Annotated in this window: 11 protein-coding genes and 2 pseudogenes; 7 read left to right on the forward strand and 6 right to left on the reverse strand. The window is 32.8% G+C overall.

What is annotated here, in order from left to right; translation table 11 throughout:
• Positions 1–32: 32 nt before the first annotated feature.
• The 6 genes and pseudogenes from RCG18_RS06710 to RCG18_RS06735 form a co-directional block, all read right to left on the reverse strand.
• Positions 33–1,382 carry a nucleobase:cation symporter-2 family protein gene (locus RCG18_RS06710; RefSeq protein ID WP_308040579.1) on the reverse strand — a complete coding sequence of 450 codons (1,350 nt, stop codon included), beginning with the start codon at positions 1,380–1,382 and terminating at the stop codon, positions 33–35.
• Positions 1,383–1,402: 20 nt separating this feature from the next.
• A complete protein-coding gene (ssnA, locus tag RCG18_RS06715) occupies positions 1,403–2,725 on the reverse strand; it encodes a putative aminohydrolase SsnA (protein WP_308040580.1) in 1,323 nt (440 codons plus the stop codon).
• A gap of 37 nt (positions 2,726–2,762) precedes the next feature.
• Positions 2,763–4,354 (reverse strand): annotated as a pseudogene (locus RCG18_RS06720) (amidohydrolase family protein).
• A gap of 15 nt (positions 4,355–4,369) precedes the next feature.
• The gene (locus RCG18_RS06725; protein ID WP_308040581.1) at positions 4,370–5,578 is read right to left on the reverse strand and encodes a YgeY family selenium metabolism-linked hydrolase; all 1,209 of its coding nucleotides are present in this window, start codon (positions 5,576–5,578) and stop codon (positions 4,370–4,372) included.
• 27 nt (positions 5,579–5,605) lie between these two features.
• Complete coding sequence (gene dpaL, locus RCG18_RS06730; RefSeq protein ID WP_308040582.1) at positions 5,606–6,820, reverse strand: diaminopropionate ammonia-lyase; 1,215 nt, start codon at positions 6,818–6,820, stop codon at positions 5,606–5,608.
• 318 nt (positions 6,821–7,138) lie between these two features.
• Entirely contained in the window at positions 7,139–8,893 is a 1,755-nt protein-coding gene (locus RCG18_RS06735; RefSeq protein ID WP_308040583.1) for a sigma 54-interacting transcriptional regulator, read from the reverse strand.
• A 389-nt stretch (positions 8,894–9,282) separates the two neighbouring features.
• Between RCG18_RS06735 and yqeC the strand changes: the two genes are divergently transcribed.
• The 7 genes and pseudogenes from yqeC to RCG18_RS06770 all read left to right on the forward strand — a co-directional run bounded on the left by yqeC (position 9,283) and on the right by RCG18_RS06770 (position 15,738).
• Entirely contained in the window at positions 9,283–10,017 is a 735-nt protein-coding gene (gene yqeC / locus RCG18_RS06740; RefSeq protein WP_308040584.1) for a selenium cofactor biosynthesis protein YqeC, read from the forward strand.
• 68 nt (positions 10,018–10,085) lie between these two features.
• Positions 10,086–10,642 (forward strand): annotated as a pseudogene (locus RCG18_RS06745) (NTP transferase domain-containing protein).
• Entirely contained in the window at positions 10,635–11,483 is an 849-nt protein-coding gene (yqeB, locus tag RCG18_RS06750; protein ID WP_211142383.1) for a selenium-dependent molybdenum cofactor biosynthesis protein YqeB, read from the forward strand. Before RCG18_RS06745 ends, yqeB begins: the two are co-directional and overlap by 8 nt.
• The gene (locus tag RCG18_RS06755; protein ID WP_308040585.1) at positions 11,452–12,261 is read left to right on the forward strand and encodes an XdhC/CoxI family protein; all 810 of its coding nucleotides are present in this window, start codon (positions 11,452–11,454) and stop codon (positions 12,259–12,261) included. Before yqeB ends, RCG18_RS06755 begins: the two co-directional genes overlap by 32 nt.
• A gap of 66 nt (positions 12,262–12,327) precedes the next feature.
• A complete protein-coding gene (moaA, locus tag RCG18_RS06760; RefSeq protein WP_308040586.1) occupies positions 12,328–13,299 on the forward strand; it encodes a GTP 3',8-cyclase MoaA in 972 nt (323 codons plus the stop codon).
• A gap of 71 nt (positions 13,300–13,370) precedes the next feature.
• A complete protein-coding gene (locus RCG18_RS06765; protein ID WP_308040587.1) occupies positions 13,371–13,748 on the forward strand; it encodes a RidA family protein in 378 nt (125 codons plus the stop codon).
• A gap of 166 nt (positions 13,749–13,914) precedes the next feature.
• Positions 13,915–15,738 carry a DUF4434 domain-containing protein gene (locus RCG18_RS06770; protein ID WP_308040588.1) on the forward strand — a complete coding sequence of 608 codons (1,824 nt, stop codon included), beginning with the start codon at positions 13,915–13,917 and terminating at the stop codon, positions 15,736–15,738.
• Positions 15,739–15,761 lie beyond the last annotated feature (23 nt).

Raw genomic sequence — 15,761 nt, forward strand, 5'->3', positions numbered from 1 at the left:
TCTCCTTCCAAATCATTATCTACTACTGCTGGTTAAGCTTGTTTGTTTTCCTTTTTCCCTATCTCATTAAAGAATATATTTAAAAGTACTGCTGCCAAACTTCCTGTAGTTATACCACTATGGAAAATTGTTTGCACCCAATTTGGAAAGTTATGATAAAATCCATCATTTGCCACTGGAATCATTGCAAGTCCTATACTAACTGCAACTATTACTGCGTTTTTAGTTCCATCATATTGAACTTTTCCTAGAGTTCTTATACCACCAACTAAGACCATACCAAACATAGCAAATCCAACCCCACCTAATACTGGCTTAGGTATAGCCACGATTAATGCACCAAACTTAGGAATAAAACTTAAAACTAGTAGTATCGCTCCAGCATATATAGCCACGAATCTTGACTTAATGCCTGTAAGACTAACTAAACCTACATTTTGTGCAAATGGTGTTTGTGGGAAACTGTTAAAAATACCTGCAAGAAGAGTTGAAATACTATCTGCCATAAGCCCTCTTGTTATATTTTTTCCTTCTACAGGCTTATCAACCATTTCATGAACAGCCATCATGTTACCTGTAGATTCCGTCATTAGCACTAACATAACTAATCCAATGGAGATTATAGCTGAAGGATCAAATCTAGGTGCTCCAAAATGTAAAGGCATATTTACACTAAACCAGCCAGCTTGCATAACAGGTTTAAAATCTACCATTCCAAACATAGCTGCAAGTATTGTTCCTAAAACTAACCCAAATAATATAGCCGCACTATTCCAAATTCCCTTTAGGAACTTAAATAGTAATAATGTTATTCCTAAAACCGATAAAGCCAAATATAGTTGTGATGGAGCTGCAGGCTTTACCGCACTATTTGTTATCCACTTAACAGCTGTAGGTAATAAAGATATACCTATTGTAAGTACAACCGTACCAGTAACTACCTTAGGAAAGAATCTTATTAATTTTCCGAATAATGGAGCTAAAACAATTCCAACTAAACCAGCTGCAATTACCGCTCCATAAATCGTTGTCATAGCTAAAGTTGAGTTTCCTTTGTAGGTAGCAGCTATAGCTGCCATAGCTGCTACAGCTGCGAAACTTGTACCTTCTATAACTGGTATCTTAGCTCCTAGGTATCCCTTAACTCCGGCACTTTGGATTAATGTTGCAATACCAGCCATAAATAATCCAGCGTTGATAAGAAAAACTATTTCCGCTGGTGACAGCCCTGCAGCACCTCCTACAATTATTGGCACTGCCACAGCACCAGCACACATTGCAAATACGTGCTGTATTGAAAATATCCATGCTTTCCCTAAACTCATTGGTTCATCAACAGGTGCAACATTAACAACATCATTTTTAACTTTTTCTTCTACCATTTTTTCACCCCATAAATTTATTAAAATCTATCCCATACTTTTGCTGCTAATTCTCTTGATTTAGCATAAACTAATTCTTCATCTATTCCTGTTATTACTCTATCCTTCATAAGAACTTTTCCATTTACTATAGTTGTGTCAACACTTCTTCCAGTCATTCCAAATAGAATATGACCATTGTAGTTATTTTCATTCATTATAGTATGCGGAGTATAGTCTACTATAATTAAATCAGCATAAGCACCCTCTTCTATACTTCCAAGAGTTTTCTCAAAATACTTGGACGCTATTGCTTTATTATTATTAAATAACATAGTAGGAACTTCTCCCCATGCTACACTTGGATTAGAAAGATTATGCTTGTGCAGTATATTAGCTACCTTCATAGATTCAAACATATCACTAGTATATCCATCAGTGCCAAGTCCTACAGTTATTCCCTTATTCATCATTTCTAATACAGGTGCGCATCCTACTGCATTTCCCATATTAGATTCAGGATTATGCACTACATTGGTTTTGGATTCCTTTAAAATCTCCATTTCAAAATTGTTTACATGAATACAATGAGGAGTAATAGTTTTTTCGCCTAACATATTAAAATCCATAAGTCTTTGAACTACTCTTTTACCATATTTATTTAGCGAATCATAAACATCTGCTATTCCTTCAGCGGTGTGTATATGATATCCACTATTTAAACCAACCATAGCCTCAGCACATTTTTCCATTGTCTCATTAGAAAGTGTCATTGAAGCATGTAATCCAAACATTCCTTTTAGCATGTCACTATCATCAGCATTAGCATGTTTTATGAAGTTAACATTCTCTCTTATGCCTTCTTCCATTATTTCTTTTCCATCTCTATCTGAGACTTCATAGCAAAGACAACTTCTAACGCCCATTTCTTTTGAAGCTTCTGCCATTGTAAACAAACTGTTTGTAATAGCCATTGGGCTCGCATGGTGGTCAAATATAGTAGTTGTTCCATTTTTTATACAATCTATTATTGTAATTAAGGCACTATATTTTACATCCTCAAGTGTAAGGACTTTATCAAGCTTCCACCAAAGATTTTCAAGTATTTCTACAAAATTATATGATGGTGCTGAGGATATTCCTCTAGCAAAGGAGCTGTAAAAATGCATGTGAGTATTTATCATACCAGGCATAATTACTTTTCCCTTAGCATCCATGAATTCTGCATCTGGATATTTTTTTCTAATATCTGCTGTGCTTCCAAATTCTTTTATAATATTCCCTTCTATTGCTACACAACCGTTTTCAATGTATGGTACTTTATTATTTTGTGTAACTAATCTTCCATTACCTACTAACAGCATCCCTGTGCCTCCTTGCTAAACTATTATTAAGTTGTTCTTAAGACCTAGCTTTTCTTAACACCTTGCCTGCTAATACTTTTTCATACTTTCCATCATCTATAGCTATATTTCCATTTATAATAACGTATTGAATTCCTTCTGGATACTGAATAGGATCCACATAAGTCCCCTTATCTTGTACAGTTTCTGGATCAAATATAACTATATCTGCATAATTACCAGCTGTTAAAGTACCTCTCTCTTTAAATCCAAAAGCCTCTGCAGGTTTTTTGTCATCTTATAGATAGCTTGCTCAAAGGTTAACGCTTTCTCTTCCCTCACGTATTTTCCGAGAACTCTTGGAAATGCTCCAAATACTCTTGGATGAGGTTTTCCTGCTAAAAGACCATCTGTGCAAACATTTTGCTCTGGTCTATTTAGGAATTTTATTACATGCTCTTCGAGACCATAGAAATCTACCATTCCAACAGCATTTTCTTCTTCATAAAGAAGATTGAAGGTAGCATCATAAGGGTTTTTACCTCTTATCTCTCCTATTTCTACTAAGCTCTTTCCTACTAAATCCTCATTCTTTTCTGTTTTTACACTTGTAACAAAAATTTGATCCATGCCGGCAAAGTCAACGAAGTTATCCCAACCTGGTATACCATTCTCCATATCCTCTACCATCTTTGCTCTCATTTCTGGATTCTTAAGTCTTTCTAGAAGCTTATCAGTTCCTCCATCATGAGCCCAAGGTGGAAGGATAACTCCAAGCATTGTGCTTCCAGCTACATATGGATACTGGTCAAAGGAAACTGTTATTCCCTCAGCCTTTGCCTTTTCAAGAAGTTCTATTACCTGATCTATATATTTCCAGTTTTTCTTTCCACAAACCTTGAAGTGTGAGAAGTGAATTTTTACACCAGACTTTCTACCTATTTCAATAACTTCTTCCATTGAATCTAATATAGTGTCTGCTTCACTTCTTTGATGGACAACAAATACCCCATCGTACTCAGCTACAACTTTACACATTTCAATTATTTCATTAGTCTGTGAATATGCGCATGGCATATATATGAGTCCAGTAGAAAGTCCATAAGCTCCAGCTTCCATTTCTCTTCTAGTAACTTCACACATCTTTTGTATTTCTTCATCATTTGGTTGTTTGTTGTCTAATCCTAAAACTTCCATACGAACATTTCCATGTGGTACTAGATAACTTTGGTTTAATCCAATACCCTTTTGTTCCATCATTTTTAGATAGTTGTCAGTAGTTTCATATGTCCAATCTATCTCATCGCTGTCACCATCTAATCCTGCTAGATTTTTTCTCCAAGGGCTTATATACTGCTTTGGAAGCGGTGCCATTGATATACCATCTTGTCCTAAAACTTCTGTTGTTATACCTTGTCTTATTTTTGTCTCATTAAAAGGATTTACAAGTATTTTAAGGTCAGAATGGCTATGTGTATCTATAAATCCTGGACACACTATCATTCCCTTTGCATCAATTGTTCTGTCAATGCTGCTCTCTTCTAGTTGACCTATTTTTGCAATACGGTCATTTTCTATAAGGAGATCGGCCTTATAGGCCTTATCTCCTGTTCCATCTATAACTAACCCATTTCTAATTATGGTTCTCATTATTAATCACCTTCATTATTTACTATATACTGATTTTAATATTCCGTAGTATCCTTCTGCGCCTTTGTATAACTGCTCTTGCTCGATATACTCATCTATTGTATGTGCAAGATTTTCTTTTGAAGGACCAAAGCCTATTGTCTTTATTCCCTTTTCTCCTGCATAGTGGCTTCCATTTGTACAGAATGAGTAGTGTGCAATCTCTGGATTAATTCCAACATCTTTTAATCCTTTGTAAGCAGCTTGTACAAAATCATCCTCTTCATCATATAACCAACCTGGGAAGAATCTTTCTCCTTCAATAACTTCTCCAGTAAAGCATCTTTCTTTACCTATAGCATAAGATACCTTTGCATCTAATTCTGGATCTTGCTTCTTTAGCTCTTCAACTAATGCTATAACTGGTGCAAGCACAGATTCTTTAGTTTCTCCTACAAGAAGTCTTCTATCAAAAGTAGCCTTACAGTAATCTGGAACTACTGAAGCTCCTGGATATGGAGAAGATTTTATGTCTGTAAGAACAAGTATTCCTTTTCCTAATACTGGTTGCTCTATAGTTTCAATATCTTGAACTTTTTCAATTATTTTTGACATTTTATATACAGCGTTTATACCTTTTTCTGGGTTAGCTGAGTGTGCTGGCTTTCCGAAAGTTTCTATAACTACTTCAGCACGACCACGCTGTCCTCTCTTAAGGTTAAGCTCTGAAGCTTCTCCAATTACAACTAAATCTGGATTTATAGCTTCACTTATTTTACGAGCAGCAATTCCTTCAAATATTTCTTCATGAACAACTCCTGCTACATAAAGGTCTCCTGCAAAATCTTTCTTTGTATCTTCAGCAAAGTATGATACTGCAGCTATCATTGCACTTACTGCACCTTTCATGTCTGAAGCTCCACGACCATATATTTTTCCATCTTCTATTTCTCCACCAAATGGTGCATGTTTCCACTTTGAATCGTCTGGAACTGGAACTGTATCTATATGACCATCAAATAATATTGATTTTCCTGGTTTGTTTCCTTTTATGTGTCCAATTACGTTTCCATAAGCATCTACGAAACAGTCATCGTATCCCATTTCTTTAAACGCTTTTTTTATAGCCTCTACTACTTTATCTTCTTCCCCAGAAACGCTTGGATTACGTAATAATTCTTGACATAATTTAGTTAATTGCTCTTTTCTTGCATTAGTTAACATAATAATTTTCCTCACCTTCATTTTATTTTAACTTTAAACTTATTTTAATTAGTAGCTTCCGTATTCTCCATCCCATACTATACTTCTGTATTTAGCTGGGTCAGTATCTCCTTCTGTACTAAATAAAAGTACTCTTGAATTTTCATTTAGATTTAATTTTTCTCTAAGTTCTTTCATATCATCTCTAGTCATTATTGAAGCGATAAGTCCTGCTGTAACTGCACCTGACTCTCCTGAAATAACCTTAGTGTCACCATTTAATGGATTTCCTAGAGTTCTCATACCTTTTGCAGCTACCCAGTCTGGACATGATACGAATACTTTGCTATATCCTTTTAATACTTCCCATCCTATTGTATTAGCTTCTCCACAAGCTAACCCTGCCATTATTGTTGGCATATCACCAGTAACAGCTCTAGCTTCTCCATCTCCAGCTACTGCTGATTTATATAAACAAGCCGCTTCGTCAGCTTCTACTATTACAGTTGTTGGACATTCAGCTCCAAATACTGATGCGAAGTATCCTTGTACAGCTCCTGCTAAAGAACCAACTCCAGCTTGTACAAAAATATGAGTAGGTCTTTGAACGCCTGTTTCTCTAAGCTGTTCTAAGGCTTCTGAAGCCATTGTTCCATATCCTTGCATTATCCATGTTGGAATTTTTTCATATCCTTCCCAAGCTGTATCTTGAACCATAATTCCATCATGTTCTTCTGCATATTTATTTGCTAATCTAACTGCATCATCATAGTTAAGATCAGTTATTGATGCTTCAGCACCTTCAGCACGTATGTTTTCTAAACGAGTTAGTGATGATCCCTTTGGCATATACACAACTGATTTTTGCTTTAATTGATTAGCAGTCCATGCAACACCTCTTCCATGATTCCCATCTGTTGCAGTAACAAATGTAATTTCACCTAATTGCTCTCTTATTTCCTCTGAAGTAAGTTTCTCAAAGTTAAGTTCTGATATATCTTTACCTAATCTTTCAGCTAAATGCTTAGCCATAGCAAAAGATCCACCTAAAACTTTAAAAGCATTTAATCCAAAACGGTATGATTCATCTTTTATATAAAGTCCACCTAATCCTAGGCTTTTTGCTAAATTATTCAATTCTGCTAATGGTGTTCTTGAGTACTGTGGAAAACTTTGATGAAAGTTTCTAGCCTTTTTTATTTCTTCATGTCCTAGAAAGTCAACAGATACCTTATTATCCTTTGATGACATATTGTTTTCTTGCCATTGTATTTTACGGTCCATATTAATACCTCTCTCCCTTGATTTTTTTCTACATAAATCATTTGTAGCAATTATCGTGCCAAAACTCGATTTTTTTCATGAAAACTTTTTCATGAAATCAGGATATTATTAAATATCAATATTTAAAGATTATAAAAAAAATTTTAAATACAAAAAAATATGCATGGATCTACATTTTAATCCATGCATATTTTTTGATTATAGTACATTTTTTTACATTTTTACTTATCAAATTGATAAGTGATTATCAATTTGATAAAAGCTTATTACATCAAACTTTATCTAAAATTTAACGAGAAATAGTTATCAAATTGATAATTACTTAATTCCTTCTAATTTTCTATAGAGAGTAGCTATTCCAATTCCTAATTGCTTAGCTGCTGCTTGTTTGCCTTTTGTATCATCACCATAAATCTCAATAGCTTTTAATATATATTCCTTTTCTATATCCTTAAGTTTTCTTATAACATTTTCTTGATTTTGCTCACTGTCTTCAGCGTTTTCATAATCTACAATATTCTGAGGAAGCATTTCTAACTTTAATACTCCACTTTCATCTGCCATATTTATCATAAACTCTATTGTATTTTCTAATTCCCTAACATTACCTGGCCAATAGTAATTTATAAGCGTTTGTTTTGCCTGACTCTCTACTGAATGAACAGATTTATCAAATAACTTATTATACTTTTCCACCATATTCATAGCTATAGGCTCTATATCTTCCCTTCTTGCTCTCAAAGGTGGAATCTCCATTGGGATAACATTAAGACGATAATATAAATCCTCTCTAAATTTATTTTCACTTATAAGCTTTCTTATATCTTTGTTTGTTGCAGCAATCACCCTGATATCTAGCTCTATAAGTTGATTTGAACCTATTCTGGCAATTTTTCTTTCTTGAAGAACCCTCAAAAGCTTAACTTGAAGATAAAGTGGCATATCACCTATTTCGTCTAAAAATATTGTACCTTTATTAGCTAACTCAAATTTCCCTATTCTACCGCCTGGATCAGCGCCACTAAATGCACCTCTCACATACCCAAATAGCTCACTCTCTAGCAAGGTATCTGGTATTGCACCACAGTTAATTGCTATAAAAGGCTTGCCATTTCTATCACTCTCTGAATGGACAGCTCTTGCAATAAGCTCTTTACCAGTACCACTCTCCCCTGTAATAAGCACTGTAGACTTTGAGGATGCTACCTTTTTTATTTTGTCCTTTAGCAGTGTCATGGCTCTAGATGTTCCTGCAATATCCTCAGTCTTAATAGGTTTCCATGCATAAGCTGTTTCATATATTTCTGTTTTTACCTTCTTTAGCTCATTAAAAATAAATATCTTATCGTATTCTCCCAATATAGGATAAACTGGTATCAATCTTCCCATAAGATTAATCTTTCTTCCATCTACATTTATGGTGTACATTTCTCCACCCATTATATATTCACTAGTAGCATTTATATCTATTACTTTATTTAGATGGGCTGCTGTAAGCTTTAATTGTTTCATAGCACTACTGTTCATATGCACAATTTCACTATTATTATTTATGATTAGAACACCTTTATCTACACTATCGATAACCTGCTTTAAAACTTCTACCATCATCTGATCTCGTTTATTTTCTGAGTATTCATAAGCCTTGGCGCTAATAAACTCTCCTATTTGAGATAAAAACTCCAAATAAAAGTCTAAATTTCTAATTAGATGTTCTTTTTGATCTTCATTTGAACAAATTAGGCCTATTACACCTATTATTTCATTGTTTAACTTTATAGGATTACATACCTGCATTTTTTCAATACAGCAATCTTTGTCAACACATTCCTCACATAGATAATGGGCTCCTGGGTTTTTTACAATGTGATTTTCTCCTGTCGTTAAAGTATGTTTATAGATGTACCCTTTCTTTGATATATTCTCATTAATTCTATTCTTATAAATACCAGTACCTGCAATTCTGATAAGGTTTTTATCTACAATCTCGACTTCAACTTTTATTATAGTAGAAATTACATTTGCATATTTTATAACAGTGTCTTGTATATGCTTTAATATCGAAACTTCCATAGTACTCACTTCCCTGCTCTAATTATAATTTATTCTAAAATTCATACAACTTTTATCAAAATGATAACATATTTTGTCGAACTTTAAAAGATACTATGCTATATATATATTATACTATATTGTTATCAAAACGATAATTTTTTATCAATATGATAATAAAAAATTTAATTATTTTACATAATACTACTTAGTAGTAATCCTTAACCAATGAAATTTTATAACTATTTATAATTATAAAATTTTTGTAATGGCTTAAAGACCGCTATTTTACTAACTAATTTTATATTAGCATGCCTTTAATTAAGATTTTTTGTTTTTCCTGGCACATTAGTTGCTTGTAATACTTTATACAGAATTATAAATTAACTCCATCATGCATGAGGTAAGGTATGAAATTAAAAGAATTACTAGATTTGAAGAAAGAATGTATAGTTTCTATTGTAGGAGCTGGTGGTAAAACCTCTCTTATGTTTAATTTAGCTGAAGAGCTAAAAGAAGAAAGCAAAGTATTAGTGACAACAACTACTAAAATATTTCTTCCAAGTAAAAATCAATATGATTATATGTGTCTAGATAAAAAAGATTATGGATACTATAGCCAAGTTAACACCAAAGGTATTTACATTTTTGGTAGTTCCCTAAACGAGGCTGGTAAAGTTGTTGGTTTAGATAGTAACACTATAGAGACGTTTTCTAAATCTTTTAATTATACATTAATAGAGGCAGATGGATCTAAGATGAAACCTATCAAAGGGTGGAATATTAATGAACCTGTAATATACAAAAAAACAAATAAAACAATTGGAATATTAGATATAAAAACAATAGGTAAAAGGATTAATGATACTAACGTTCATAGGCTTGAAGAATTTTTAAAATTGACAAATTCAACAATAGATGAACCTATAAATATGCAGCATCTTATTTCTTTAATACTTCATCCAAATGGATTATTTAAGAATGCCTTAGGAGAAAAAATACTTTTCATTAACAAAATTGAAAATGCTAATGAATTATTAATAGCAAATAAGCTTTTGGAAGCCCTGCTAGAAAATAGCAATATTTGCTTCAACAAAGTAATTATAGGAAGCTTAATGAGTAAAAAATATCAATTAGCTTTTTAGCTGTATCTGGCTTAGGAGGATACTAAATGATTAATGCTATTATTTTGGCAGCAGGTTATAGCAAAAGAATGGGTGAGAATAAACTTTCCTTAAACCTTAATGGTCAGTCAATAATTGAACATGTTATGGATTCAGTGTTGTCTTATAATTTTAATGATATCGTTTTAATTGGGAGAGATGAAAATGTATTAAAATCGTCCCAAAAAGAGGCATTAAAACTATTTTTAATGATAAAGCCATTTATGGTCAAAGTGAATCAATTAAACTTGGAATTACTAACTCTTGTGATGCTGATGGTTATATGTTCTTCACTGGTGATCAACCTTTTATAGATACAGATACAATAAGACTTTTAAATTATGCCTTTTATAAATACAAGCATTCAATTATAGTTCCTACTTTTGATTCCAGAAGAGGTTCTCCCGTCATCTTTCCTAAAAGGTTTAGAGATGAATTACTATGTCTTCAGGGTGATACTGGCGGTCGAATAATAATAGATAAATACAAGAATGATGTGCGTTTTATAAAGCTAAATAGTCAATTACCTTTACTTGATATTGATACACCAGAAGATTATAAAAATATATTAAATATAATAAATAAAAGGACGGTTAGATATGTTTAATGAACTTGTAATTGTTAGAGGCGGAGGGGATATAGCTTCAGGAACAATCCAAAAACTACACAGAAGTGGATTTAAAGTTCTAATACTAGAAGTATCAACTCCTACCTCAATAAGAAGAACTGTTTGTTTCAGCGAAGCCATATATGAAGGACAAATCACAATAGAAGGTATTACTTCCATTTATGCATGCAATGTTAAAGAAGTTAAGAAAGCATGGTTAGAAAATAAAATACCAGTGGTTGTAGATCCAAATGGTCTATATATAGATGTTTTTAAACCTCAAATTGTAGTTGATGCGATTTTAGCAAAAAAGAACTTAGGTACTACTATGGATATGGCTGATATAACTATTGCTTTAGGGCCAGGCTTTGAGGCTGGAAAAGATGTACATGCAGTAATTGAAACTATGAGGGGCCATAATTTAGGAAGAGTGATATTAGAAGGCTGCGCTAAAAAAAATACTGGAGTTCCTGGTAATATAATGGGCTACTCAAAAGAAAGAGTAATATATAGCCCTTGTGCTGGCATTATTAGAAACGTTCGGAACATTGGTGATATAGTTGAAGTCAATGATATAATAGCTTATGTAGACGATATGGAAGTTAAAGCTAGTATAAATGGACTACTGAGAGGAATTATAAGGAATGGAAGTAATATAACTGCAAAATTTAAAATAGCAGATATTGATCCAAGAGCTACGGAAAAAGAAAACTGTTACACAATTTCAGATAAGGCAAGAAGTATTGGCGGCGGAGTATTAGAAGCTATACTATACTTAAAAAATAATAAAAATTATGGAGTGTGTGGCTATGGACGAAAAGATATTAAAAGAAGTATATGAGAGTTTACGCAGTGGTGAAAGAGTTGCCCTAGCCACTATAACAGATTCATTAGGATCTGCTCCAAGAAAGACAGGATCTACCATGGCAGTATGGAAAGATGGCAGAATATTAGGTTCTATTGGAGGAGGTATAGTTGAGCATAAGGTCATTCTTAAAGCTATAGAATGTATTGACCAAGGCGATGATAGTAATTTTGAATATATATTAAATGAAAAAGGTGGCCTAGATGCACAGTGTGGTGGTCAGGTTAAAGGTTTTATAAAAGTTTTTACTCCTAGCCCTAAACTGCTTATAGCTGGTGCTGGTCATATAGGACAGCAACTTCATAAATTAGGAAAAATATTAGGCTTTTATACAGTCATTTTTGATGATAGAGAAGAATTTGCAAATAGTACAGTATTTGATGATGCAGATGAGATTATTATAGGCAACATAGGCGATACTTTATCTAAATATAAATTTGATGAAAATACTTATGTAACCATAGTTACAAAAGGTCATAGGTCAGACAGTGATGCTCTTATGGCTTCAGTATCTAAGGGTGCTGCCTATGTTGGAATGATTGGAAGTACTAAAAAAATACTTTTCATTATGCAAAATTTAATGAATGCTGGAGTTCCTAAGGAGGAGTTACAAAAGGTGTTCACTCCAATGGGGCTAAATATAGCTTCAGAAAAACCTGAGGAAATAGCGCTTGGTATTTTAAGCGAGATATTGCTTATTAAAAATAAAGGTTCATTAGATCATTTAAAGAATTTAAAAAATATAAATATTTAATTATGTTTAAGCATAACAGTGCTTTGCTTGTTGCAACTAATATAGATATAAAAGGAGGTGGATATAGTGCTAGATAAATGCGGGAGAAATATAAACTATCTTAGAATTTCAGTAACAGATAGATGTAATCTAAGATGCATATATTGTATGCCGAATAAAGGGATAAAGTTTATGCCTGAATCCAACCTGCTGAAGCTTGATGAGATTCATAGAATCGTCAAATTGACCTCCGAACTAGGTATATCGAAGATAAGAATAACTGGAGGAGAACCTCTTGTAAGAGAAGGTATTGTGGATCTTATAAAGGATATAAAATCTTTACCTAACATAAATGAAGTCTGTATTACTACTAATGGAATACTTTTAGCTCAGCATCTAACCTCTCTAATTAAAGCTGGCCTCGATAGAGTCAATATTAGCTTAGATACTCTGAAAGAAGATGTATACAGTAATATAACTCGTGGTGGTGATCTAAAGAGCGTAATTAATTCTTTAAATTTTGCTGTAGATAATGGTCTAAAGGTTAAAATAAATACTGTCATTATGGAGGGTTTTAATAGCAATGAAATTATGGATTTTGTTGCTATTACAGAAAACAATCCTATAGATGTTAGGTTTATCGAACTTATGCCTATAGGTGAAGGTAAAAATTTTAAATCTATATCCACTCAACAGCTAAAAAATATTATTTCAAAAAATTCTTCTTTGACAACCTGTGATAGTATAACTAACCATGAAGGCCCTGCTTCATATTTCAAAACTGAAAAAGGAATAGGAAAAATAGGATTTATAAGTGCTATGAGTCATTCCTTTTGCGAAAACTGTAATAGAATTCGCCTAACCTCTGAAGGTTTTTTAAAACAATGTCTTCATTGGAATTCAGGAACAGATTTAAGAAGTTTAATTAGAAATGATATAACTGATGCTGAATTAAAAGAAGTAATTAAGAGGGATATTTTTAATAAACCTATAAGACATAAATTTAATGATAATGATAATAACTCCGACAATAGATTAATGTATCAAATCGGAGGCTAACGTTTACCCTCATAAAGTAATTATTACTTTATGATTTATTTAATAAAACAATTTACAGGAGGATTAACAACATGGAAAAAAAGATAATAAGCACAACAAATGCTCCAGGAGCAGTAGGACCTTATTCTCAAGCAGTTAAAGTTGGGAATTTAGTATTTACATCAGGACAACTCCCATTAGATCCAGTTACTGGAGAATTAATTGGAGACGTTAAAAAAGCTACAGAAAAATCATTAGAAAATGTAAAGGCTATTCTTGAAGAAGCAGGAACATCTTTAGATAAAGTTATTAAAACAACTGTTTTCGTAAAGAATATGAGTGATTTCGCTGCTGTTAACGAAGTTTATGCACAATACTTCCAAAAAGATATGCCTGCAAGATCATGCGTGCAAGTAGTACTTCCAAAAGATGCTTTAGTTGAAATAGAAGTAATAGCATTAGCCGAATAATAACATAAAAAGAGTGAACGGAATGTTCACTCTTTTTATGTTATATTATTAAATATATGTATAATTTAAATAGATTAAATTTGAGTTATTGTCTACAAACGCTTATAATTTATTATAGCATTTACTTACTATGATAATTATGTAGAAAGGAACTTTGTAAATAATTATGTTAAATAGAAAAGCAATGATAAAGTTAGGCTCTATAGTATTTATTATTGGCATATTTATATTTATCTATTTTAATAGTCCAATTAAGTCTTATAAAAATTCCCCAATAGCAGATGGAACTTTCATTCAATTAGATCTTGCTCAAAATTGGGATGATTCAAAATGGAAAAGCGAGCTTCAATACTTGAAGCAAAATAAAATGCACTTTCTTATTATTACTGGTGTTTCTTTCTCTAGTGGAAGTGAAACAAAATCTGTTTATAACAGCACCATACCTGGATTTACAAAAATTTACGGACAAACAGACCCTATTGATCTTTGTCTAAAAAATGCTGAGGAGTTAGGAATAAAAGTTTTCGTAGATACTTACTTTAACAATGATTGGTGGCAAAAATCTGGTGATAACTCGGAGTGGCTTTATACTCAAATGCAAAAAGTGAATCAAGTGTCTGATGAATTGTATGTTAAGTATCACTCTAAATATCCAAAAGCCTTTTATGGTTGGTACTTTCCATACGAAGTAGACAACGCTAAGTTTGTCAATACTAATCAGTTTAGTGTTTTATCTAATGCATTAAATATTAATCTAAGACATTTAAAAGATAAAAATGAGCGTCTACCTGTTTTGTTATCTCCTTTTATGAATTCGTCCTGCAGTACTCCTAAAGAATATGCTGACAACTGGTCATACTTATTTACACATACGGATCTAACAAAAGGCGATATTTTCTGCGTCCAGGATTCTGTTGGAAGTGGCCGTATAAATATCGATGAAGCTAACTCTTGGTTTACCGCTCTCAAAAAAGCTGTAAATAACAAACCTGGTCTTTTATTTTGGGCAAATATTGAAACTTTTGATTATGTAAATAATTCAAGTGCTCCATTAAATCGCTTCATTAAGCAATTAAGGCTAGTGAGTCCTTGTGTTGATAACATAGTTTGCTTTTCTTATAGCCATTACTATAGTCCTAACAATATTAACGATGGTTTTCAGAATGCTTATTACAAGTATGTGAAAAATGGAGTTCTTCCAGTCCATAAACCTGATAAGCCTCAGAACTTAATTGTAGAAACTATAAATAAAAATGAATTTGCTCTTTCATGGACTGAACCTAAAAATACTAAAGATATCTGCGGATATAATGTATATCGCAATGGAACGCTAATTTTCAGTACAATATCACAAAGAAAATATGGCGGAGACTTAAAGGGCCTTTACATGAGTTATACGGACAGACCTCTTTTGGAAAGCAGTATAACCTCATATAGCTATGAGGTAAAATCCTTTGACTTTTCGGGAAATCTTTCTGATGCTTCTAATTCTATTAAAGTTAGTGCAAATCCTGATAAACCTTTGGCTAAGTTGCTTTCTCAAAACTGTACTTATACAACTTTTCCTGCACCAGACTATATTTATGGTGATATAAATTCTAAAAAGCTCACAGATGGGATCTATTCGGGCATAAACTCTAATAAAGATAAATCCTTTGTAGGCTTGTACAATAATCCCGTTGATATTACTATAGATTTAGGTAAAACTACAGATGTTCAGCAATTTGCTGTAAGTTACTTAAGAGACCCAATTCCTTGGGTTCAGCTGCCTTCTAAAGCATCAATTGCAGTTTCTAGTGATGGAATAAACTTTCAGCCGGTAGGTCTTTTAAGAATCCCTACAATCCCATTTTCAGAACGCAGTGGTTCTAAATATAAAATATATTTAACCTTAGATAAACCAATGTCCTCAAGATTTATAAGACTTTCTTCCTTTACAACTCCTTTCACCTATACGCTTATAGATGAATTTGAGGTACGAAGCAATTAAATATAGGGGTATGCCAATCTCTT

Origin of the sequence: Clostridium sp. OS1-26 (assembly GCF_030915445.1) — a bacterium.
Lineage (GTDB): Bacteria > Bacillota > Clostridia > Clostridiales > Clostridiaceae > Clostridium_AM.

Excerpts from the sequence above, each read along its gene's own strand:
- RCG18_RS06710 (WP_308040579.1), bottom strand. The coding sequence starts at position 1,382 with ATGGTAGAAGAAAAAGTTAAAAATGATGTTGTTAATGTTGCACCTGTT.
- RCG18_RS06770 (WP_308040588.1), top strand. The coding sequence starts at position 13,915 with ATGTTAAATAGAAAAGCAATGATAAAGTTAGGCTCTATAGTATTTATT.
- yqeB (WP_211142383.1), top strand. The coding sequence starts at position 10,635 with ATGTTTAATGAACTTGTAATTGTTAGAGGCGGAGGGGATATAGCTTCA.
- ssnA (WP_308040580.1), bottom strand. The coding sequence starts at position 2,725 with ATGCTGTTAGTAGGTAATGGAAGATTAGTTACACAAAATAATAAAGTA.
- dpaL (WP_308040582.1), bottom strand. The coding sequence starts at position 6,820 with ATGGACCGTAAAATACAATGGCAAGAAAACAATATGTCATCAAAGGAT.
- RCG18_RS06725 (WP_308040581.1), bottom strand. The coding sequence starts at position 5,578 with ATGAAGGTGAGGAAAATTATTATGTTAACTAATGCAAGAAAAGAGCAA.
- RCG18_RS06765 (WP_308040587.1), top strand. The coding sequence starts at position 13,371 with ATGGAAAAAAAGATAATAAGCACAACAAATGCTCCAGGAGCAGTAGGA.
- RCG18_RS06755 (WP_308040585.1), top strand. The coding sequence starts at position 11,452 with ATGGACGAAAAGATATTAAAAGAAGTATATGAGAGTTTACGCAGTGGT.
- yqeC (WP_308040584.1), top strand. The coding sequence starts at position 9,283 with ATGAAATTAAAAGAATTACTAGATTTGAAGAAAGAATGTATAGTTTCT.
- RCG18_RS06735 (WP_308040583.1), bottom strand. The coding sequence starts at position 8,893 with ATGGAAGTTTCGATATTAAAGCATATACAAGACACTGTTATAAAATAT.